This is a genomic window from Mycolicibacterium austroafricanum (genome assembly GCF_902705885.1).
In the GTDB taxonomy this organism is placed as follows: Bacteria; Actinomycetota; Actinomycetes; order Mycobacteriales; family Mycobacteriaceae; genus Mycobacterium; species Mycobacterium vanbaalenii_A.
In genome coordinates, this window is record NZ_CACSIP010000001.1 from 373968 (window position 1) to 394902 (window position 20935).

Sequence of the window (20935 nt, forward strand, 5' to 3'; positions counted from 1 at the left end):
CTCTATCTCCCGATCCCAGCTCCCGAGCACGGGTCCCGGAACCCACGCGGAGCACATACCGCGAAATAGGTAAAAGCGTTGCGGGCCTGCGGAATTGCGAAGAACGGACGATCACGACAGCCCTTTGGGTGGGGTTGCAGTCGTACCGCTTCGCAAGAACGCCGAGGCCAACCCACGCAACCCAGACAAGCACGCTTGGTAACCGGAATTCGTGCTCGCGGGCGGCGAACCGAAGTACTTTCGAATTACTTCGGGCGCCGCCCGCCTCGTTTTGCTGGGGGGAGTTGCTGGGCCGTGCGTCAACCCGAGGCCGACTGGGCGATGGACAACGCCTCGCGGGCGCCGGCGTGCAGCGCCTCGCTGCTGAGCACCAGCCAGGCAGCCAGTCCCTCGGCGGTGCCCGACGCGAAACCCCGGGCCGCTGCCTGATAGTCGCTCGAACGCCGCATCCAGTGCACCTCCGGCACGCCGAGACCGTGCGGGTCCAGCCCGCTGGCGATCGTCACCAGTCGCGACACCGCCCGGGCGACAACACCGTCGGCGGTCCCGAACGGCTGCAGGGTCAGCAGTTCGCCGTGCCCGACGGCCGCCAGCACCGTCGCCGGCACCCGGGTGCCGCTGGTCATGACGTCGGCGAGCAACTCGAGTCGCCGGCCCACGTCGGCGTCCCAGCGCGGCCGACCGAGTCGGTCCGCGTCAACCAAGTCCGCCGCCGCCAGCGCATGCAGCTTGGCGATGGCCTGCAGCGGCGCCCGCCGCCACACCCCGACCAGCGCGCCTTCACCGCCCTCGAGTGCCTCGGCCACCCGCAGCGCTCCGGCCAGCACCGGGTCGCGCCCGGCGTCGTCCGCTGCGCCGGTGGAGAACTGCAGTGGGCCGCCGTCGAGCACCGACGACGCCCGGGCCGCCCGTAACGACGCCTCGGCTGCCGATTGCGGCCAGCCGCGTAGATTAGTGCGATGCCGATGAGCCCTGCCGAGCGCTTCGCGCGCCTCGTCGCCGGCCGCGGCGACGCCGGGAAGCCGGGACAACGGCGCCAGCAGGTCCCCGGCAGCTGAGCCCTCGGCCGTCATCTGCACTCACCACCGGTCACGCCCGCACACGCTAGTCGACCACTGGACCCGCCAGCCACGACGCTCGTCGCGCCGCAGGTGCCGCCCACAGCCCTACTTGTGAGTTGCCAACGTCGATGCAACCTTCGGTGACTACGCTCACAGCCATGACCGAGACGCACGTGGAAGTCCAGTCTTCGTACCCACCGGCACCGGAGTTCGCCACCAACGCCAACGCGACGGCAGCGTTGTACGACGAGGCGGAGGCAGACCGATTGGCGTTCTGGGCCGACCAGGCCAACCGCCTGAAGTGGGACACCCCGTTCAACGAGGTGCTCGACTGGTCCGACGCCCCCTTCGCGAAGTGGTTTGTCGGCGGCAAGCTCAACGTCGCCTACAACTGCGTCGACCGCCACGTCGAGGCGGGCAACGGCGACCGGGTCGCGATCCACTGGGAGGGCGAACCCGTCGGCGATGCCCGCGACATCACCTACTCCCAGCTCAAAGACGAAGTGTGCCAAGCGGCCAACACCCTCGCCGACCTCGGCCTGCGCGCCGGTGACCGGGTCGCCATCTACATGCCGATGGTGCCCGAGGCGATCATCGCGATGCTGGCCTGCGCGCGACTCGGCGCGATGCACTCGGTGGTGTTCGCCGGGTTCTCCGCCTCGGCGCTGAAGGCCAGGATCGAGGACGCCGAGGCCAAGCTGGTGATCACCACCGACGGTCAGTTCCGCCGCGGCAAGGCGGCGCCGCTGAAAGCCGGTGTGGACGAGGCCATCGAAGGTCTCGGCGACAACAACCCCGTCGAACACGTGCTCGTGGTGCGCCGCACCGGCATCGACGTGCCGTGGACCGAGGGCCGTGACAAATGGTGGGACGAGACCGTTCCGCAAGCTTCCACCGACCACACGCCGGAGGCGTTCGACTCCGAGCATCCGCTGTTTCTGCTGTACACGTCGGGGACCACCGGAAAGCCCAAGGGCATCATGCACACCTCGGGCGGCTACCTGACCCAGGCGGCCTACACCGTCCACAACGTCTTCGACGTCAAACCGGACTCCGACGTGTACTGGTGCACCGCCGACATCGGCTGGGTCACCGGGCACACCTACATCGTGTACGGACCGCTGGCCAATGGCGTCACGCAGGTCGTCTACGAGGGCACCCCGGCCTCCCCCGACGAGCACCGCCACTTCCAGGTCATCGAAAAATACGGTGTGACAATCTATTACACCGCCCCCACGGTGGTACGGACGTTCATGAAGTGGGGCCGCGAAATCGCCTTCGAGCACGATCTGTCGAGCATCCGGCTGCTCGGCTCGGTGGGTGAACCGATCAACCCCGAGGCGTGGCGGTGGTACCGCCTGGTGTTCGGTGGGGACAAGACCCCGGTCGTGGACACCTGGTGGCAGACCGAGACCGGCGCGGCGATGATCTCGCCGCTGCCCGGGGTGACCGACTGCAAGCCGGGTTCGGCGATGCGTCCGCTGCCCGGGATCTCGGCCAAGATCGTCGACGACGACGGCAACGACCTCGAGCCCAGCCCCGACCACGGTGAGCACGTCACCGGGTACCTGGTGCTCGACAAGCCGTGGCCGGCGATGTTGCGCGGCATCTGGGGCGACCCGGAGCGGTTCAAGGAGACCTATTGGTCGCGGTTCGCCGACCAGGGCTGGTACTTCGCCGGTGACGGCGCCCGGTACGGCAGCGACGGTGAGATCTGGGTGCTGGGCCGCATCGACGACGTGATGAACATCTCCGGTCACCGGATCTCGACCGCCGAGGTGGAGTCCGCACTCGTCGGTCACGCCGGGGTGGCCGAGGCGGCCGTCGTCGGCGCCACCGATGAGCACACGGGTCAGGGCATCTGCGCCTTTGTCATCCTCAAGTCGCACGCAGCCCAGATGTCACATGAGCAGATGGTGGACGAACTGCGCGCCGAGGTGGCGCGGGAGATCTCCCCGATCGCCAAACCCCGGGAGATCCACGTGGTGCCCGAGCTGCCCAAGACCCGCAGCGGCAAGATCATGCGGCGTCTGCTGCGCGACGTGGCCGAAGGCCGCGAACTCGGTGACACCTCGACATTGGTCGATCCCAGCGTGTTCGAGGCGATCAGGGAGAGCAAGTAGGCCGACAGGTCGCCGTCACGCGGCCCCGACCGGGACGAAGCCGCTGCCCGGCCGTCCCTTGGCGGTGATGTCGGCGAGTTGGGTGTTGAACGACATCGTGACCGCCGGGGTGTGCAGCGGGATGAACTTGATCACGCAGGTCGGCAGCTCTTCGGAGAACGCCCCGTGGATCATGCCGACGAGCCTGTTGTTGACGGTGACCGGCGCTCCGGAGTCCCCGGGCTGCCCGCAGACCTGGTTGACGATGGTGCCGGGCTCCTCGCCGGGCCCCCAGGTGACGCCACACGAATAGCCGGTGGTGCGGCCGAGTTTGCAGGCCACATCCCCGAAGCTGGGATCCGGCCCGAGGCCGTCGATACGGAACCCGTTGACCGAACTGGTCGGAATGACCTTCGTCCGGTCGAACTCGATCACCGCGTAATCCAGCCCGTCGTTGCCTGCGACCATCGTGCCGACGACACCCGCGCTCTCGTTTCCTTCGGCGGCCACCACCGCTCCCGGGCCGCCGCAGTGCGCCGAGGTGAACCCGATCAGGCTGCCGCGGTTGTCGGTGCCGATGGTGGTCAGGGTGCACAACGTCTCGCCGTCGACGACAAGTCCGGAGCCGCCGCCGAGCGTCGCCGGTGCGTCGGCGTGGGCGGGAGCGACGATCGCGGGGGTGAACACGGCGGTCAGCGCCACAATCACAGCAGAGACGGTCAGCGCCAGGCCGCTGGTCCTCAAGAATCACTCCCCAATCGACGTGCCCGACCCCGCCCCTTCAAGGAACCATGGCAGTCTATCGTCGGCCGGAATCGTTTAGCGCCACGCCACGTGGCAATATTGGTCCCGCTATGAACCGCGACCTGACAGCAGATGCGGGAAGGAAGCTTCCGTGAGCGACCGCAAGAACGGCGTGCCGACCACTGTGACCTCGATACCACTGGTGGACCCGCACGCGGCGAAGCCCGACCCGTCGATCGGTGATCTGGTCAAGGACGCCACCTCTCAGGTGTCGACCCTGGTCCGCGCCGAGGTGGAGTTGGCCAAGGCCGAGATCACCCGCGACGTCAAGAAGGGGTTGACCGGAAGCGTCTTCTTCATCTTGGCGCTGGTGGTGCTGTTCTACTCGACGTTCTTCTTCTTCTTCTTTGTCGCCGAGCTGCTGGACAGCTGGCTGTGGCGCTGGGCCGCCTTCCTGATCGTGTTCGGCATCATGGTCGTGGTGACCGCGGTGCTGGCCCTGGTCGGCTATCTCAAGGTGCGCCGGATCCGCGGACCCCAGCAGACGATCGAGTCGGTCAAAGAGATCCCCGAGGCCCTGAACCCGGGTCCGGACAAGGCCGCGAGGGCGGTAGCGTCGAAAGACGGTAAGCCGGCGTCGACTGCCGACCCGTCAGGCTGGTAATGGCCCCACCCGGTCCGTCGGTGGTGCGCATCGCCGGGCCGTGGCGTCATCTGGACGTGCACGCCAACGGGATTCGGTTTCACGTCGTCGAAGCCGAGCGGCGCCCGGACACCGATGACGGGTCCAAAGCCCTCACCGACCGGCCGCTGGTCATCCTGCTGCACGGCTTCGGCTCGTTCTGGTGGTCCTGGCGACACCAACTCAAAGGCCTCACCGGCGCCCGGGTGGTAGCCGTCGACCTGCGTGGTTACGGGGGCAGCGACAAACCACCGCGCGGCTACGACGGCTGGACACTGGCCGGGGACACCGCAGGTCTGGTGCGCGCGCTGGGACACAAGTCGGCCACCCTGGTCGGTCACGCCGACGGCGGACTGGTCTGCTGGGCCACCGCCGTTCTGCATCCCCGGGCGGTGCACGCCATCGCGGTGGTGAGCTCGCCGCATCCGGCCGCGTTGCGCACCTCGGCGCTGACCCGTCGCGATCAGGGGGCGGCGCTGTTGCCGTGGATGCTGCGCTACCAGGTGCCCGCATGGCCCGAGCGTGCGCTGACACGCCACGACGGCGCCGAACTGGAGCGGCTGGTGCGCAGCCGCTCCAGCGCCAAATGGCAAGCCAGCGAAGATTTCTCAGAGACCATCGACCATCTGCGGCGTGCCATCCAGATCCCATCGGCGGCGCACTCGGCGTTGGAGTACCAGCGCTGGGCGGTGCGAAGCCAACTGCGCAGCGAGGGTCGCCGGTTCATCCGGTCGATGAAGCGGCCGCTGGCGGTTCCGGTGCTGCATCTGCGTGGCGACGCCGACCCCTACGTGCTGGCTGATCCGGTGCACCGGACGCAGCGCTACGCTCCCCACGGGCGGTACGTAACGCTGGACAGCGCAGGGCATTTCGGTCACGAAGAGGCACCCGAGATGCTCAACGAGCATCTGTCGCGTTTCTTGGCGCAGGTGTACGCCGCTAGTTGATGCAGGTGCCGGTGGGCACCCGATCGACGTTGCCGACCCTGGCCATCTGCCGCGCCACTTCCTCGGCGGTGAGGACGAATCCGGTGTCGACGTCATCGACTGCGGCCCCGAACACCACTCCGAGCACCTTGCCGCTGCGGTTGATCATGGGCCCACCTGAATTACCTTGTCGCACAGTCCCTCTGATCGTGTAGACCTCTCGGGTGACGGTCGTCGCGCGGTAGATGTCGGGGCCGTTGAGCTCGATGACCTCCCGGACGCGCGACGGGGTCGCAAGAAAGTCGCCGCCCCCGGGATACCCCATCACGATGCCGTCGGCGCCCGGAGGGGCCTCGCCCTCGGCGAACTGCAGCGGCGCGGATGGGAGGTTGGGCACGTCGAGGATGGAGATGTCGGCGTCGGGATCGTAGGAGACCACGCCCGCCTCGTAGGTCTGCCCGTCGATCTCGACGGTGACGCTCTCCGAGCCCGCGACCACGTGAGCGTTGGACATCACCCGGTTCGGAGCGACCACGAACCCGCTGCCCTCGAGCACCTTCTGGCAACTCTGCGCCACTCCCTGGACCTTCACCACGCTCGGACGGGTCGCACCGACGACCGCCGATTCGGCCAGTGACGCGTCGGGGGCGTCGACGGCGGCGACATCGGTCGGCCCGAACGGCTTGAGCACGTCGTGCAGTCCAGCGGTGTCCCACAGCGCCGAGAGTCGGTTGGGCACCGACCTGAGCCAGTTCGGCGCGACGGCGTCGACCTCGGCGATCACCCGCGAATCACGGACGGCCGCGGCCAGATTGGGCTGCGGAGACGACGTCAGCGCGGTGCCGAGTAGCCATGCGGCGGTCAGGACGAGCACCAGTTGAACCGCGACGCCGACCACCGAGTCGAAGATGCGCAGGGTGGGGTTGCGGATCGCGCCACGCACCGCCCGGCCGAGCACCACGCCGGCGATCTCCCCGATCACCACCAACGCCAGGATCAGGAACAGCGTCACGAACAACTGGGTGCGCGGGCCGCTGATGCGATCGACGACGTACGGCGCGAGCAGGACCCCCGCCACCGCGCCGAGGACGACGCCGACCAGGGCCAGCAGGGAACCCGGCGCCCCGGACCGCCAACCGGAGATGGCGGCGACGAGCGCAACGGCGAGGATGGCTATGTCGAGCCACTGTGACGATGTCATGGTCAGGCTTCACCGTAGCTGCCCGTGACGCCCAGCAGCGCCATTGCCTCGTCGAGTTCGGACACGTTGTCGGTATCCCACGGGATCGCCCACCCCGCGACGTCGAGCAGCGCGGAGATCACCTGCCCGGTGAACCCCCACACGAGCATCTCGTTGAGCAGGAACGCCGGACCGGCGGTGCGGCGGGTGTTCTCACTGCGGTACACCATGATCCGATTCTCGGGGTTGACGAACGCCCGGACCGGAACCCGCGCGACCACGGCGGTCTCGGCACGGTCGACGACGGCGACCGGTCCCGGGTCGGGCGAGTACCCGAGCACGGGCACGACGTGGAAACCCGACGGCGGGATGAACATCCGCTCGAGAGTAGCCAGCGGATGCAACCGACCCGTGTCGATGCCGGTCTCCTCGGCGGCCTCCCGCAGGGCGGTGTGGACCGGTCCGTCGTCATCAGGATCGGCAGCCCCGCCCGGGAACGCGGCCTGCCCGGCGTGATGGCGCAGCGTCGATGCGCGCACCGTCACGAGCAGGTCGGCGTCGTCGGGCAGCGTTCCGGGTTCGCCGTCGGCCGGGCCGGAGAACAGCACCAACACCGCGGCGTCGCGGCGGGAACGCGTCCTTGCCGCGGTGGTGTTGGCCACGGTGATCGCCGCCAGCACCTCGGCGGGCACCCGGCGGCGGTAGGCGGCCTTGACCGCATCGGGCTGCGTCACCAGCGGTGTCAGCCAAGCCGGAGCAGCGTCGGGATTCAGCTCGCCGGCGTGGTCGTCCCAGCTCACCGCCCCGTCCCCGCCATATCTGCCACTCCCAGCTCCGGATCGACCGCTTCGGCGATTTCGTCGGCAGTGGCGAACGACCGAGGCAGAATCTCGGCAACGCTACCGTCAGGTCGCAGGATCACCGTTGCCGGCATCACGTTGGGCACCTGCAGCGCTGCGGCGATGCTGCGGCGTCCGTCCTGCAGAGTGGGCAGGTGCACACCCAGTTCGGCGAGGCGCAGCAACGCCGCGGCCTCGTTTTCATCCTGGTGCACGGTCAGGACCAGCACGTCGGGCCCGACGCGCCGGGCATACTCGGCCATCGCGGGTAGCTCGTCGGCACACGGGGCGCACCAGTACGCCCAGAGATTGAGCACGGTGGGCCGGCCGGCTACGGCGGCGGCGACGTCGACCCGCGAGCCGTCGCCGGCGCACTCGAGCACGATGCCGCGCAACGCCTCGGGACCCGAGGACGGTCCGGGCGCGGGGCAGGGTTCGAGATCGGCGCGGGCGCGCGGACCCGCGAGCGCCTCAGGGGTGTCGGCGTCGCGGCGGTCCCGAGCAGAGACGGTGTTCTGCGACGACGATGACGACGATGACGACGATGACGACGACGTCTCGTCGCCTCCACCGCTCCCGGCGTCGAGCTCCGACCACAGCGCCACGCTCAGCGCGATGACCACCACCATCGCCACAATGCTCCACCGGACAGAAACGCTCATCGGGGTAGACGAGGCGCCTAGAGTCCGGCCAGCGCGAGCAGGTGCTCGGTTTCGGGGCCCTTGACCAGGGCAGCGGCCGTCAGCGGATCGGTGGGGCCGAGGCCGAACGACGGGCAGTCCTTGGCGAGCACACAGACGCCGCACGCCGGCTTGCGGGCATGGCACACACGGCGGCCGTGGAAGATCACCCGGTGGCTGAGCAGCGTCCACTCGCTGCGCTCGATGAGCTCGCCGACCGCGTGTTCGACCTTGACGGGATCCTCCAGGTCCGTCCACCGCCAGCGGCGCACCAGCCGGCCGAAGTGGGTGTCGACGGTGATGCCCGGCACCCCGAACGCATTGCCGAGGATCACGTTGGCGGTCTTGCGGCCCACGCCGGGCAGGGTGACGAGCTCCTCCAACGTCGCGGGCACCTCGCCGTCGAAGCGCTCGGTCAGCTCCTGGCCCAGCCGGATGAGCGCGTTGGCCTTGTTCCGGAAGAAGCCGGTGGGCCGGATCAACTCCTCGAGCTCAGGCCGGTCGGCCCGGGCGTAATCGACGGCGGTGCGGTACTTCGCGAACAACGCGGGCGTGGTGAGGTTGACGCGCTTGTCGGTGCTCTGCGCGGACAGGATGGTCGCCACCGTGAGCTCGAGCGGGTTGGTGAAGTCCAGCTCGCAGTAGACGTGCGGAAAGGCCTGGGCCAGAGTGCGGTTCATCCGCCGGGCGCGCCGCACCAGACCCAGCCGGGTCTCTGCGTCCCACTTGCTGCCCGACCTGCGGGCCGCCGCGCGCCGCACCGGCGTCTCACCACCGGATCCGCGCGCCGGCGTCTCACCCACAGTCACCCGACCAGCCTACTGACGGGGTGCGACGCGCCGAGGATCGGATCGGTCTTTACCGACGGCTATTCGTGATCGTGCTGAGACATTGGCCGTGTTTACTTCACCCTTGTGTCCTGGTTGCTCGTTGCGCTGATTCCGGGGTTGCTGATGCTGGCGGCCCTCGGTCTCGAGCGTCTCGAATCGAGCCTGCACCGCGACATCCTCTCGGCGTCAGATGTTGCCGAGTTCTTCGACCAAGCCGAGGCCAGCGATGTGGGCACGCTCGCCCGCGACGGCATGGACCACGCTCTGCACGGACTGCACCGACGGCTCGACGAGCGGGATTCGGCGACGGGCGGACTCGCCGTCCAGCACCAGGCCCCGCGTTTGCCGACACGTCAGTACTTCCATCACGGCGCCAATCCGGAGTTTCAGCAGACCCGCCATGCCAATCCTGTGTAGCGTGGGCTGGTCACGCTGAAGGCTCAATTGCCGACAACGTCGGCAGGGCCTACCTCTAGACTGATCGCACGATCCGCACATGAGGTCGGCTTGCGTATTTCTGATCACCGAACAGCTTAAGAGGGGCAACGTGGACGAGATCCTGGCCAGGGCCGGAATCTTCCAGGGGGTGGAACCCAGCGCCGTTTCCGCGCTGACCAAGCAGCTACAGCCAGTCGACTTTCCGCGCGGACACACGGTGTTCGCCGAGGGCGAGCCCGGCGACCGGCTGTACATCATCATCTCCGGGAAGGTGAAGATCGGGCGGCGCTCACCGGACGGCCGGGAGAACCTGCTGACGATCATGGGCCCGTCCGACATGTTCGGCGAGCTGTCGATCTTCGATCCTGGGCCCCGCACGTCGAGCGCCACCACGATCACCGAGGTGCGCGCCGTGTCGATGGACCGCGAGGCCTTGCGGGCGTGGATCGCCGACCGGCCGGAGATCGCCGAGCAGCTGCTGCGGGTGCTGGCTCGTCGCCTGCGCCGCACCAACAACAATCTCGCCGATCTGATCTTCACCGACGTGCCCGGCCGGGTGGCCAAGCAGCTGCTGCAGCTCGCTCAGCGGTTCGGCACGCAGGAGGGCGGGGCGCTGCGGGTGACCCACGACCTGACCCAGGAGGAGATCGCCCAGCTGGTCGGGGCGTCCCGCGAGACGGTCAACAAGGCGCTGGCCGATTTCGCCCACCGCGGCTGGATCCGGCTGGAGGGCAAGAGCGTGCTGATCTCGGACTCCGAGCGGCTGGCCCGCCGAGCGAGGTAACGAGCGAGAATCCAGCGCCGAGCGAGGTAGGACTCCTCCGCCGGAACTGCGTTCCAGCAGCAAAAGTGGGAGTGCGCGCCTGCTGGAATACCGTTCCGGCGGGGCTCAGCGGCGCAGGTAGTCGAGCTGCGCCTGAACGCTCCATTGCGCGGCGTCCCACAGCTTTTCGTCGACATCGGTGTAGACGTGCTCCACCACCTCGCGGGAGCTGGCCCCTTCGCCGATGTCGCGCAGCGCACCCCGCACCTGATCGAGTCGCTCCTGGCGATGCGCCAGGTAGGTGTCGCTGATCGCCACCATGTCGTCGAGTTCCGGGCCGTGCCCGGGCAACACGGTGCGATGCCCCAGGCCCTTCAGGCGGTGCAACGACTCGAGATAGTCGCCCAGGTCACCGTCCTCGTGATCGATCACCGTGGTGCCGCGCCCCAGGATGGTGTCGGCGGTGAGCACGGCGTCGTCGACGAGAAACGACACCGAGTCGGCGGTGTGCCCGGGGGTGGCCATCACAGTGATCCGCAGGCCCGCGGCATCGATCACCTCCCCGTCGGTCAGGTGCCCGCCCAGACCGCGCAGGAATCCGCTCCCGACCGACCGCACGACGGCGCCGGTGAGATCGACGATCCGGTCGATCCCCCCGGTGTGGTCGGAGTGCCGGTGGCTGATCAGCACCAGTGGAATCGGTCCGAGGGCGGCAAGCCGCTCGATGTGCTCGTCGGCAGGGCCCGCGCCGTCAGGCCCGGGGTCCACCACCACCATCTCGTTGCTGCCCGGCCCGCGAAGCACCCAGGTGTTGGTGCCCTCCAGCGTCATCAGCCCCGGGTTGTCACACAGCAGCACCGACGCGGTGTCGGTCACCGGCCGTAGCAGGCCGTAGGCGGGATGCTCCAGCGAGCTCACGCGACCTCTACGACGACCTCGACCTCGACGGGTGAATCGAGCGGCAACTCAGAAACTCCCACCGCGGACCTGGCGTGCGCCCCCGCGTCCCCGAAGACCTCACCGAACAGCTCCGACGCCCCGTTGATGACGCCGGGCTGGCCGCCGAAACCCGGCGCCGAGGCGACGAACCCGACGACCTTGACGACACGCACCACCGCGTCGACGCCGACCAACGAGTCGACGGCGGCCAGCGCGTTCAGTGCGCACTGCCGGGCCAGAGTCTTGGCCTGCTCCGCGGACACCTCCGCCCCGACCTTGCCGGTCACCGGAAGCCGGCCCGACGTCATGGGCAACTGACCGGACGTGTAGACGAGGTTGCCGGTGCGGACCGCGGGAACGTAGGCCGCCACCGGCGCGACGACCTGCGGCAGTTCGATGCCCTGATCTGCCATGCGGGCCGACCAGGAGGTCACTTCGGCCGCTTGAGGTAGGCGACGTGCTGCTCGCCGGTCGGACCAGGCAGGACCGACACCAACTCCCAGCCGTCCTCACCCCACTGGTCGAGGATCTGTTTCGTGGCGTGTGTCAGCAAGGGCACGGTCGAGTACTCCCAGCGGGTCGGTTCGCTCATGCGGCCGAGCTTATCCGGCGGCACACCCCCTGTGGCTAGCATGCAGTGGTGGCTACCACATCAACCGGGACAACGGATGGTCCCAAGCCCGTCGGCTGGCCGGCTCGCCTGACCAAAGCCCGCCTGCATTTCGTGACGGGCAAAGGCGGCACCGGCAAGTCGACGATCGCCGCCTCGCTGGCGCTGGCGCTGGCCGCCGGTGGCCGCCGGGTGCTTCTGGTGGAAGTCGAGGGTCGCCAGGGAATCGCGCAGCTCTTCGATGTGCCGCCGCTGCCCTACGAGGAGGTCAAGATCGCGACGGCCGAGGGCGGTGGCCAGGTCAACGCGCTGGCGATCGACACCGAGGCGGCGTTCTTGGAGTACCTCGACATGTTCTACAACCTGGGCCTGGCCGGGCGGGCCATGCGCCGGATCGGTGCCGTGGAGTTCGCGACGACGATCGCACCGGGTCTGCGTGATGTGCTGCTCACCGGCAAGATCAAGGAGATCGTGGTCCGCAACGAGAAGGTAGGGAAAGAGGACAGGGGAGCCGGCGGCCACACCGCGTACGACGCCGTCGTCGTCGACGCCCCGCCCACCGGTCGCATCGCCCGGTTCCTCGACGTCACCAAGGCGGTCTCGGACCTCGCCAAAGGCGGCCCGGTGCACTCGCAGGCCGAGGGCGTGGTCAAGCTCCTGCATTCCGACCTGACGGCGATCCACCTGGTCACCCTCCTGGAGTCACTGCCGATCCAGGAGACGGTCGAGGCGATCGAGGAACTGCGGCAGATGCAGCTGCCGATCGGCAGCGTGATCGTCAACCGCAACATCCCGGCCTACCTGCCGCCCGACGACCTGGCCAAGGCCGCCGAGGGTGACATCGACGCCGACGCGGTCCGGGCGGGGCTGCAGAAGGTCGGAATCAGGCTGTCCGATCAGGACTTCGCCGGCTTGCTCACCGAGACCATCCAGCATGCGACCCGGATCGCCGCGCGCACCGAGAGTTCCGACGAGCTCGTCGAGATCGACGTGGCACGACTCGAGCTTCCCTCCCTACCCGATGGCGTTGACCTGGGAAGCCTGTACGAACTGGCAGAAGCACTCGCCCAGCAGGGCGTCCGGTAACCGGAGGATGTCGATGAGCGCTTGCGCGAAGAGGAGATGGGCACGATGAGCACCACCCCGCCGGCCCTGGACATGGCCTCGATCCTGCTCGACAAGTCCAACCGGGTCGTCGTGTGCTGCGGCGCGGGCGGCGTCGGCAAGACCACGACCGCCGCCGCGATGGCGTTGCGCGCCGCCGAGTACGGCCGCACCGTCGTCGTGCTCACCATCGACCCCGCCAAGCGGCTCGCCCAGGCGCTGGGGATCAAGGACCTGGGCAACAACCCGCAGCGGGTACCGCTGGCGCCCGAGGTACCCGGCGAGCTGCACGCGATGATGCTCGACATGCGCCGGACCTTCGACGAAATGGTGGTCCAGTACTCCGGATCCGGGGCCGCGGACGCCATCCTGGACAACCAGTTCTATCAAACGGTCGCCACGTCACTTGCCGGCACGCAGGAATACATGGCCATGGAGAAGCTGGGACAGCTTCTGGCAGAAGACAAATGGGATCTGATCGTGGTCGACACCCCGCCGTCACGCAACGCGCTCGACTTCCTGGACGCGCCGAAGCGGTTGGGCAGCTTCATGGACAGCCGGCTGTGGCGTCTGCTGCTCGCACCCGGCCGCGGCATCGGCCGTCTGGTCACCGGCGCGGTCGGGCTCGCGATGAAGGGGATGTCGACGATCCTGGGATCGCAGATGCTCTCCGACGCCGCCGGTTTCGTGCAGTCGCTGGACGCGACGTTCGGCGGCTTCCGGGAGAAGGCGGACCGCACCTACGAACTGCTCAAGCGGCGCGGCACCCAGTTCGTCGTCGTCTCAGCGGCCGAGCCCGACGCTTTGCGCGAGGCGTCCTTTTTTGTCGACCGGCTCGCCGGCGAGCACATGCCGCTGGCGGGGCTGATCCTCAACCGGACCCATCCCACGCTGTGCAACCTGCACGCCGACAAGGCCGCCGAAGCGGCAGACGAGTTGGAGAAGTCCGGTTCAGACGGCTTGACCGTGGCCGTCCTGCGCATCCATGCCGCCCGCGCGTCCACGGCCAAGCGGGAAGTTCGGCTGCTGTCGCGGTTCACCGGCGCGAACCCGCACGTGGCGATCGTGGGGGTGCCGTCACTGCCGTTCGACGTATCCGACCTGGAGGCCCTGCGGGCCATCGCCGATCAGATCACCGGGGAACTTCCCGCGGCGTGACGTTGGGGCGGATCAGCCCGCGCTGCGGTGCTTGCGCTGCGCAGCAAAGAACTCGGCCCAGGAGACCACTTCGGGGTGCTGCTTGAGCAGCGCGCGACGCTGACGCTCGGTCATGCCGCCCCACACCCCGAACTCCACGCGGTTATCGAGGGCGTCGGCGCCGCATTCGGCGATGACGGGGCAGTGCCGACAGATCACGGCGGCTTTTCGCTGTGCAGCGCCGCGGACGAACAGTTCGTCCGGGTCGGCCTGGCGACACCGGGCCTGCGAAACCCACGCAATACGGGCTTCGGCCTCTGCGCCATGCACAATAGACTGGCCGGTCGGATTTACGGTGGCCTTGCGAGCGGCGGGCTTGGTACCTAACACCTGAGATCCCCTTCGTTCTGGCCGCGCCCCGACAACGCAGACGAATTCCTAAACCGGCGTCGATCGCAAGTGCGATCTGCGCCACACCGCGAGTGTCAGGTGTGACCTGCATCGCACTGTCTGCTCAACTTAGGTGGTCAGGGGCGTTCTGCGCAATACGTTCGTGACCACTTTTTTGGGACGACCGTGCCGTCAGCCCGGTACAGTGCCGGACCTCGGCTTTCGACATCGACCGGCCTCGATTCTTCTCGGCGTTCTTCTCGGCTGCTCGTGAATTCCGGGTCCGGATTCGTCGCTACTCTGTAACCCATGCCGGAGGACCGCCCGACTCGACCGCCGGTTGCGGTCACGATCATCAAGCTCGCCTGGTGCTGCCTGCTGGCCAGCGTGGTTGCCGCCGCGCTGATGTTTCCGGCCGTCGGCGGGTTCGGGCTGATGTCCAACCGCGCCTCCGACGTCGTCGCCAACGGCTCGGCCCAGCTCGTCGAGGGTGAGGTACCCCAGGTGTCGACGATGGTCGACGCCGAGGGCAATGTCATCGCGTGGCTGTACAGCCAGCGACGTTTCGAGGTGTCCAGCGATGAGATCGCCAACGCGATGAAGCTGGCCATCGTCTCGATCGAGGACAAGCGATTCGCCGATCACAACGGCGTCGACTGGCAGGGCACCCTGACGGGGCTTTCCGGGTATCTGTCGGGCAATCTCGACACCCGCGGCGGCTCCACGATCGAGCAGCAGTACGTCAAGAACTACCAGCTGTTGGTGGTCGCGCAGACCGACGCCGAGAAGCGCGCGGCGATCGAGACCACCCCGGCGCGCAAGCTGCGCGAGATCCGGATGGCGCTCACGCTGGACAAGACGTTCACCAAGCCGGAGATCCTGACCCGCTACCTCAACCTGGTGTCCTTCGGCAACGGCGCGTTCGGGGTGCAGGACGCGGCGCAGACCTACTTCGGCATCGACGCCTCCGAGCTGAACTGGCAGCAGGCCGCGCTGTTGGCCGGCATGGTGCAGTCGACGAGCACACTCAATCCCTACACCAACCCCGACGGCGCGCTGGCGCGTCGCAACGTGGTGCTGGACACCATGATCGAGAATCTGCCCGAATACGCCGACGAGCTGCGGGAAGCCAGCCAGCAGCCGCTGGGCATCCTCCCGCAGCCCCAGGAACTGCCCCGGGGCTGCATCGCCGCCGGAGACCGTGCGTTCTTCTGTGACTATGCACTGGACTATCTGGCGCGCGCCGGCATCAGCAAGGATCAGGTCGCCAAGGGCGGCTATCTGATCAGGACGACGCTGGACCCCGCCGTGCAGGCCTCGGTGAAGTCCGCGATCAACGAGTTCGCCAGCCCCGATCTCGACGGTGTCGCCAGCGTGATGAGCGTGATCCGTCCGGGCAAGGAGTCGCATCCGGTGCTCGCGATGGCCAGCAACCGCACCTACGGCCTGAACCTCGACGCCGGCGAGACGATGCAGCCGCAGCCGTTCTCGCTGGCCGGTAACGGCGCCGGATCGGTGTTCAAGGTCTTCACCACGGCGGCCGCTCTGGAGATGGGGATGGGCATCAACGCTCAGCTGGACGCCCCGTCACGGTTCGAGGCCAAGGGGTTGGGCAGCGGCGGGGCGCGCGGGTGCCCGCCGGCGACATGGTGCGTGCAGAACGCCGGTAACTACCGCGGGTCGATGAACGTCACCGACGCGCTCGCGACGTCCCCGAACACCGCCTTCGCCAAGCTGATCGCGCAGGTCGGGGTGCAGCGCACCGTCGACATGGCGGTGCGGCTGGGGCTGCGGTCCTACGCCCTGCCCGGGACCGCACGCGACTACGACCCGGACAGCAACGAAAGCCTCGCCGACTTCGTCAAGCGGCAGAACCTGGGTTCGTTCACGCTGGGGCCGATCGAGGTGGACGCGCTGGAGCTGTCCAACGTCGCGGCGACGCTCGCCTCCGGTGGCATGTGGTGCCCACCGAACCCGATCGAGCAGGTCGTCGACCGCAACGGCGAGGAGGTCTCGGTGACCACCGAGACCTGCGAGCAGGCGGTCCCGGAAGGGTTGTCCAACACGCTGGCGGTCGCGATGAGCAAGGACGACACCGGCGCGGGCACCGCGGCCGGCGCCGCGGGTTCGGCCGGTTGGACCCTGCCGGTGTCGGGCAAGACCGGCACCACCGAAGCCAACAGGTCGTCGGCATTCCTCGGCTTCACCAACCAGCTCGCCGGGGCCAGCTACATCTACGACGACTCCACCAATCCGAGCGAGCTGTGCTCGTATCCGTTGCGTCAGTGCGGCAGCGGCAACCTGTTCGGCGGCAACGAGCCGGCCCGGACGTGGTTCACCGCCATGTTGCCGATCGCGACCAACTTCGGCGAGGTCACGCTGCCTCCGACCGATCCCCGCTACGTCGACGGCGCACCCGGCTCGCGGGTGCCCAGCGTCGCCGGGATGAACCAGAGCACCGCACGTCAGCGGCTGCGTGAGGCCGGTTTCCAGGTGGCCGATCAATCGACGCCAGTGAACAGCACCGCACCGTACGGCTCGGTCGTCGGCACGTCCCCGAGTGGGCAGACGGTTCCCGGGTCGATCGTGACGATCCAGACCTCCAACGGCGTCGCCCCGGCACCACCGCCGCCGCCGCCCGGTGCACCGCCACCCGGCGGCCCGCCACCCCCGGTCGGGCAGACGGTCATCGAGATACCGGGCCTGCCGCCCATCACGGTGCCCGTGCTGGGTCCGCCGCCGCCTCCGCCACCGCCGCCGGGGTAACGCGTGTGATGCCGACGGCCGGACGACAGTGGGTGCCGTCCGGCCGGTGGCAGTAGGCTGCAGGTATGGCTGCCGTGCCCTCTGGCTCACCCGGGTCCATCCTCAAGACCACCGCCGCCGCCTCCATCGGCACCCTCGCGGCAGGTATCGGATACGCCTCGTTGATCGAGCGCAACGCATTCGTCGTCCGTGAGGCGACGATGCCGGTGCTCTCACCGGGTTCGTCGCCGCTGAAGGTCCTGCACATCAGCGACATCCACATGCGGCCGAGTCAGCGACGCAAACAGGCGTGGCTGCGGGAGCTCGCCGGCTGGGATCCGGACTTCGTCGTCAACACCGGAGACAATCTCTCCCACCCGAAGGCGGTTCCGGCGGTGGTGCAGGCCCTCGGCGACCTGCTGTCGGTGCCCGGCGTCTTCGTCTTCGGCAGCAACGACTACTTCGCCCCGAAGCTGAAGAACCCGGCGAACTACCTGACCAACCCCAGCCACCGGATTCACGGCGAGCCGCTGCCGTGGCAGGACCTGCGCGCCGCGTTCACCGAGCGCGGCTGGCTCGACATGACACACACCCGGCGCGAGTTCGAGGTCGCGGGTCTGTACATCGCCGCCGCCGGTGTCGACGACCCGCACCTGTCCCGGGATCGGTACGCCACCATCGCCGGGCCGGCGAACGCCACCGCGAACCTGACGTTGGGCCTGACCCACTCCCCCGAACCACGGGTGCTGGACCGCTTCGCCGCCGACGGCTACCAGCTGGTGATGGCCGGCCACACCCACGGCGGCCAGCTGTGCGTGCCGTTCTACGGCGCGATCGTCACCAACTGTGAGCTCGACCGGTCGCGGGCCAAGGGTCCGTCACGATGGGGCGCGCACACCCAGTTGCATGTGTCGGCGGGTATCGGTACCTCGCCGTTCGCCCCGCTGCGGTTCTGCTGCCGCCCCGAGGCGACACTGCTGACGCTGGTAGCGACCCCCACCGGAGGCTCGGACGCCCGGTCCCAGGCAGGACAGTCGCATCCGACCGTCGCGGCGCGGTGAGCGCGTCGGCCCTATCCGCCCGCTGCAGCCAGTCACGTTCCTGGGTGGACAGCGCGGTCCGGTTGATCGGGGCCGACACCCGGCGTAGTGCCGACACTCATCTGCTGCGCTACCCACTGCCGTCGAGCTGGACCAAGAATGTCGACGTCTCGCTCTATCTCAAGGACGAGACCACCCACATCACCGGCAGCCTCAAGCACCGGCTGGCGCGGTCGCTGTTCCTCTACGGGCTGTGCAACGGCTGGATCGACGAGAACACCACCGTCATCGAAGCCTCGTCGGGCTCCACGGCGGTCTCAGAAGCGTACTTCGCGGCGCTGCTGGGGTTGCCGTTCATCGCGGTGATGCCAGCGTCGACGAGTGCGACGAAGATTGCGCTGATCGAATCTCAAGGTGGCCGTTGTCATTTCGTCACCGAGTCGACACAGATGTACGCCGAGGCGCAGCGTCTGGCCGCCGAGACCGGCGGTCACTATCTCGACCAGTTCACCAACGCCGAGCGGGCCACCGACTGGCGCGGCAACAACAACATCGCCGAGTCCATCTTCGAGCAATTGGGCGAGGAGACCCATCCGGTGCCGGAGTGGATCGTGGTGGGCGCGGGCACCGGGGGGACGAGCGCCACGATCGGTCGCTACATCCGGTACCGCTGCCATGACACCCGGTTGTGTGTCGTGGACCCCGAGAATTCCGCGTTCTTCCCGTCGTACGCGAGCGGCGGCGCCGACGTCGTCACCGGGGTGTCGTCTCGCATCGAAGGCATCGGCCGACCGCGCGTCGAGCCGTCGTTCCTCCCGCATGTCGTGGACCGGATGCTGTCGGTGCCCGACGCCGCGTCGGTCGCGGCCGCCCATCACGTCAGCCGGGTGCTCGGCCGTCGTGTCGGCCCGTCGACGGGAACCAACATCTGGGGCGCTTTCGAACTGTTGGCCGAGATGGCGGCCGAGGGCCGCAGCGGCTCGGTGGTCACGCTTCTCGCCGACAGCGGGGACCGGTATGCCGACACCTACTTCTGCGACGAGTGGCTGACCAGCCAGGGGCTCGACCCGTCCGCGTCGGCCGATGTGCTGGCCGAGTTCGAACGATCGGGACGCTGGCCGCGGTCATCGGCGCCGCGTGACAGCGGCCCGTCGGACGTCAGGAACAGCCACAGTGCTGCAAACGCGAAGAAGCCCAGGTAGATCGATGCGCCTAACCCCGTCATCGCACGCCTCGTTTCGTTCGGATCTGTCTTTCAGTGTGCATAACGCCACCGACAACCCAGATCCATCCCTCGGCGTGTCGCACCGGCGATAGGCGTTTGGCTTGAACCCTGGCCAGTGCGATACGCTGTCGTGGCTTCACGCGGGGTGTGGCGCAGCTTGGTAGCGTGCTTCGTTCGGGACGAAGAGGTCGTGGGTTCGAATCCCGCCACCCCGACTGGTGTGTTCGCAGGTAGAGGCCCTGACCGGGAATTCTGGTCGGGGCCTTCTTACTTCCCAGTCCGCAGCTGGTCCGCAGTGGATTCCAAAGACCGCATCCGCGCCGCATCTAGTGCAACCGAAACCTGCTCCAGGTCGTCCGGGAACAAGTCTGCATAGGTGTCCAGGGTCAGGACTGCGGACGCGTGCCCGAGCATCGTCTGGACGGCCTTGACGTTGGCCCCCGCGCTGATCGACAGCGACGCCGCCGTGTGGCGAAGGTCGTGCGGTGTCACGGTGGGGTACGCCGGGTCTGCTGCCTGGAGACGTTGGACGGCCACGTTGAAGACCCGCGGCCGCCACGTCGACACTCGCAGCAGTGCTCCTCCTGGCGATGTGAACACCAAGTCCTCACGCCGCTTACCCATCATGAGCACGGCCAGCGGCTCGGCCAGGAACGCCGGGAACGGCACCGAGCGACGTTCGTGGGATTTCGGCGACGACCACACCACACGTCCCTTCACCTCGGCGACCGCCTCACGGATATTCACCCTGCGACGCAGCATGTCGAATGACTCCACCCGCAGCGCTGCCATCTCGCCCCAGCGCAACCCGGTGTAGGCCAGAAATCGAACAACGATGGCGTACTCGCCGACCTCGCGGGCCAGAAGTTCCACCTGCCGGTGCGTCAGGTAGCCCCGTGCTCGGTGCTGTCGTCGCGGCGACTTCACTCCCATACACGGATTGCGGGGGATCCGTCGATCGTCGACGGCCATCTCCAGAATCTGTCTCAGGACGCTAAGCGCATTCTCGATGGTGGCCGGTTTGGCTCCACCCGCCGCCAATTGCTGCACCCACGCCCTGATATCCGACGATTGCACGTCGGCTACTGCGACCGCGGCCCACCGGCCTTCGACGTAGCCCGACCATGCGAACGCGCGTGTCGCAACCGTCGTCTCCTTCAAATGGCCCTGGGTACCAAGCCACTTGGCGTGCAATTCACGGACGGTAATGCGCCCGGCTTTTGGCGCGACATAGGTTCCTATCGTCTGCGCGGCTGTGATCTCGTTGAGAAAGGCCTGAGCGTCCACCTTGCGGTCGAACGAACGGGTGTTCTCACCGCCTTGATCATCGACATACCGGGCCAACCATCGGCGCCCTTTGCCATTGCGCGCGGCAGGGGTCCCGTCCGATCGACGCCACCTGTCCTCGACGCCGGCGCGGCGGTTTCGTCGCTGCATGTGAGCCACCTCCGTTGGGTGCCAGATTCCCACCGACCACCGACAGCCGACGAAATCGTTCGA

The 20935-nt window shown here is 68.1% G+C and carries 20 protein-coding genes, 1 tRNA gene and 1 pseudogene; 11 read left to right on the plus strand and 11 right to left on the minus strand.

The features are described from left to right. Positions 1-299: 299 nt before the first annotated feature. Entirely contained in the window at positions 300-1073 is a 774-nt protein-coding gene (locus BEMPMBAN_RS01880) for a Fic family protein (RefSeq protein ID WP_159228712.1), read from the minus strand. A 146-nt stretch (positions 1074-1219) separates the two neighbouring features. Here BEMPMBAN_RS01880 and acs point away from each other — a divergent pair, with 146 nt between their 5' ends. Further along, entirely contained in the window at positions 1220-3184 is a 1965-nt protein-coding gene (gene acs, locus BEMPMBAN_RS01885; protein WP_159228713.1) for an acetate--CoA ligase, read from the plus strand. A 15-nt stretch (positions 3185-3199) separates the two neighbouring features. On the opposite strand, the gene BEMPMBAN_RS01890 is transcribed toward acs, so the two are convergent. Beyond that, the gene (locus tag BEMPMBAN_RS01890) at positions 3200-3907 is read right to left on the minus strand and encodes a chymotrypsin family serine protease (RefSeq protein WP_159228714.1); all 708 of its coding nucleotides are present in this window, start codon (positions 3905-3907) and stop codon (positions 3200-3202) included. 151 nt (positions 3908-4058) lie between these two features. On the opposite strand from BEMPMBAN_RS01890, the gene BEMPMBAN_RS01895 reads away from it, so the two are divergent. Then, positions 4059-4571, plus strand: a complete 513-nt coding sequence (locus BEMPMBAN_RS01895) for a phage holin family protein (RefSeq protein WP_159228715.1) — start codon at positions 4059-4061, stop codon at positions 4569-4571. After that, complete coding sequence (locus BEMPMBAN_RS01900) at positions 4571-5536, plus strand: alpha/beta fold hydrolase (protein ID WP_159228716.1); 966 nt, start codon at positions 4571-4573, stop codon at positions 5534-5536. Before BEMPMBAN_RS01895 ends, BEMPMBAN_RS01900 begins: the two co-directional genes overlap by 1 nt. Here BEMPMBAN_RS01900 and marP read toward each other — a convergent pair. From marP to nth, 4 genes are read right to left on the minus strand one after another with little or no spacing between them, the layout of a single operon-like run. Beyond that, positions 5529-6716 carry an acid resistance serine protease MarP gene (gene marP / locus BEMPMBAN_RS01905; RefSeq protein WP_159228717.1) on the minus strand — a complete coding sequence of 396 codons (1188 nt, stop codon included), beginning with the start codon at positions 6714-6716 and terminating at the stop codon, positions 5529-5531. The two genes, BEMPMBAN_RS01900 and marP, sit on opposite strands and share 8 nt — an antisense overlap. A gap of 2 nt (positions 6717-6718) precedes the next feature. Further along, entirely contained in the window at positions 6719-7495 is a 777-nt protein-coding gene (locus tag BEMPMBAN_RS01910; protein ID WP_159228718.1) for an NUDIX hydrolase, read from the minus strand. Next, complete coding sequence (locus BEMPMBAN_RS01915; RefSeq protein ID WP_159228719.1) at positions 7492-8196, minus strand: TlpA family protein disulfide reductase; 705 nt, start codon at positions 8194-8196, stop codon at positions 7492-7494. Before BEMPMBAN_RS01915 ends, BEMPMBAN_RS01910 begins: the two co-directional genes overlap by 4 nt. A 17-nt stretch (positions 8197-8213) precedes the next feature. After that, the gene (gene nth, locus BEMPMBAN_RS01920; RefSeq protein ID WP_159228821.1) at positions 8214-8975 is read right to left on the minus strand and encodes an endonuclease III; all 762 of its coding nucleotides are present in this window, start codon (positions 8973-8975) and stop codon (positions 8214-8216) included. A 192-nt stretch (positions 8976-9167) separates the two neighbouring features. Here nth and BEMPMBAN_RS01925 point away from each other — a divergent pair, with 192 nt between their 5' ends. Both BEMPMBAN_RS01925 and crp read left to right on the plus strand, forming a co-directional pair. Continuing rightward, positions 9168-9461 (plus strand): hypothetical protein, encoded by a 294-nt coding sequence (locus BEMPMBAN_RS01925; protein WP_234897262.1) that lies wholly within the window; start codon positions 9168-9170, stop codon positions 9459-9461. Positions 9462-9591: 130 nt separating this feature from the next. Continuing rightward, positions 9592-10266 (plus strand): cAMP-activated global transcriptional regulator CRP, encoded by a 675-nt coding sequence (crp, locus tag BEMPMBAN_RS01930; protein WP_003931718.1) that lies wholly within the window; start codon positions 9592-9594, stop codon positions 10264-10266. Positions 10267-10371: 105 nt separating this feature from the next. Here the strand turns inward: crp and BEMPMBAN_RS01935 are convergent, their stop codons facing one another. The 3 genes from BEMPMBAN_RS01935 to sp36 are packed head-to-tail and all read right to left on the minus strand — an operon-like array spanning position 10372 to position 11776. Continuing rightward, positions 10372-11154, minus strand: coding sequence for an MBL fold metallo-hydrolase (locus tag BEMPMBAN_RS01935; protein WP_159228822.1), 783 nt, complete (start codon positions 11152-11154; stop codon positions 10372-10374). 5 nt (positions 11155-11159) lie between these two features. Then, on the minus strand, positions 11160-11597 hold the full coding sequence (locus tag BEMPMBAN_RS01940; RefSeq protein ID WP_159228823.1) for a RidA family protein: 438 nt from the start codon (positions 11595-11597) through the stop codon (positions 11160-11162). Between the two features lie 17 nt (positions 11598-11614). Further along, complete coding sequence (gene sp36, locus BEMPMBAN_RS01945) at positions 11615-11776, minus strand: Sp36 family protein (RefSeq protein WP_159228721.1); 162 nt, start codon at positions 11774-11776, stop codon at positions 11615-11617. A gap of 48 nt (positions 11777-11824) precedes the next feature. Between sp36 and bagA the strand changes: the two genes are divergently transcribed. Together bagA and bagB are read left to right on the plus strand one after the other, a co-directional pair. After that, the gene (gene bagA / locus BEMPMBAN_RS01950; RefSeq protein WP_159228722.1) at positions 11825-12880 is read left to right on the plus strand and encodes an ATPase BagA; all 1056 of its coding nucleotides are present in this window, start codon (positions 11825-11827) and stop codon (positions 12878-12880) included. 45 nt (positions 12881-12925) lie between these two features. Next, positions 12926-14056 (plus strand): ATPase BagB, encoded by a 1131-nt coding sequence (gene bagB / locus BEMPMBAN_RS01955; protein WP_159228723.1) that lies wholly within the window; start codon positions 12926-12928, stop codon positions 14054-14056. Between the two features lie 12 nt (positions 14057-14068). On the opposite strand, the gene BEMPMBAN_RS01960 is transcribed toward bagB, so the two are convergent. Continuing rightward, positions 14069-14425, minus strand: a complete 357-nt coding sequence (locus BEMPMBAN_RS01960; protein ID WP_159228724.1) for a WhiB family transcriptional regulator — start codon at positions 14423-14425, stop codon at positions 14069-14071. Between the two features lie 309 nt (positions 14426-14734). Here BEMPMBAN_RS01960 and ponA2 point away from each other — a divergent pair, with 309 nt between their 5' ends. From ponA2 to BEMPMBAN_RS01980, 4 genes and pseudogenes are all read left to right on the plus strand, one after another. Continuing rightward, positions 14735-17191: a transglycosylase/D,D-transpeptidase PonA2 gene (ponA2, locus tag BEMPMBAN_RS01965; RefSeq protein WP_159228725.1), complete on the plus strand. Its 2457-nt coding sequence runs from the start codon at positions 14735-14737 to the stop codon at positions 17189-17191. Between the two features lie 65 nt (positions 17192-17256). Then, the gene (locus tag BEMPMBAN_RS01970) at positions 17257-18231 is read left to right on the plus strand and encodes a metallophosphoesterase (RefSeq protein WP_159228726.1); all 975 of its coding nucleotides are present in this window, start codon (positions 17257-17259) and stop codon (positions 18229-18231) included. Then, positions 18228-19328 (plus strand): annotated as a pseudogene (gene cds1, locus BEMPMBAN_RS01975) (L-cysteine desulfhydrase Cds1); the annotation flags it as partial. The gene BEMPMBAN_RS01970 and the pseudogene cds1, both read left to right, overlap by 4 nt. 248 nt (positions 19329-19576) lie before the next feature. After that, positions 19577-19650 (plus strand) — tRNA-Pro (locus tag BEMPMBAN_RS01980). A gap of 52 nt (positions 19651-19702) precedes the next feature. Here BEMPMBAN_RS01980 and BEMPMBAN_RS01985 read toward each other — a convergent pair. Next, positions 19703-20872: a tyrosine-type recombinase/integrase gene (locus BEMPMBAN_RS01985; protein WP_067992226.1), complete on the minus strand. Its 1170-nt coding sequence runs from the start codon at positions 20870-20872 to the stop codon at positions 19703-19705. Positions 20873-20935 lie beyond the last annotated feature (63 nt).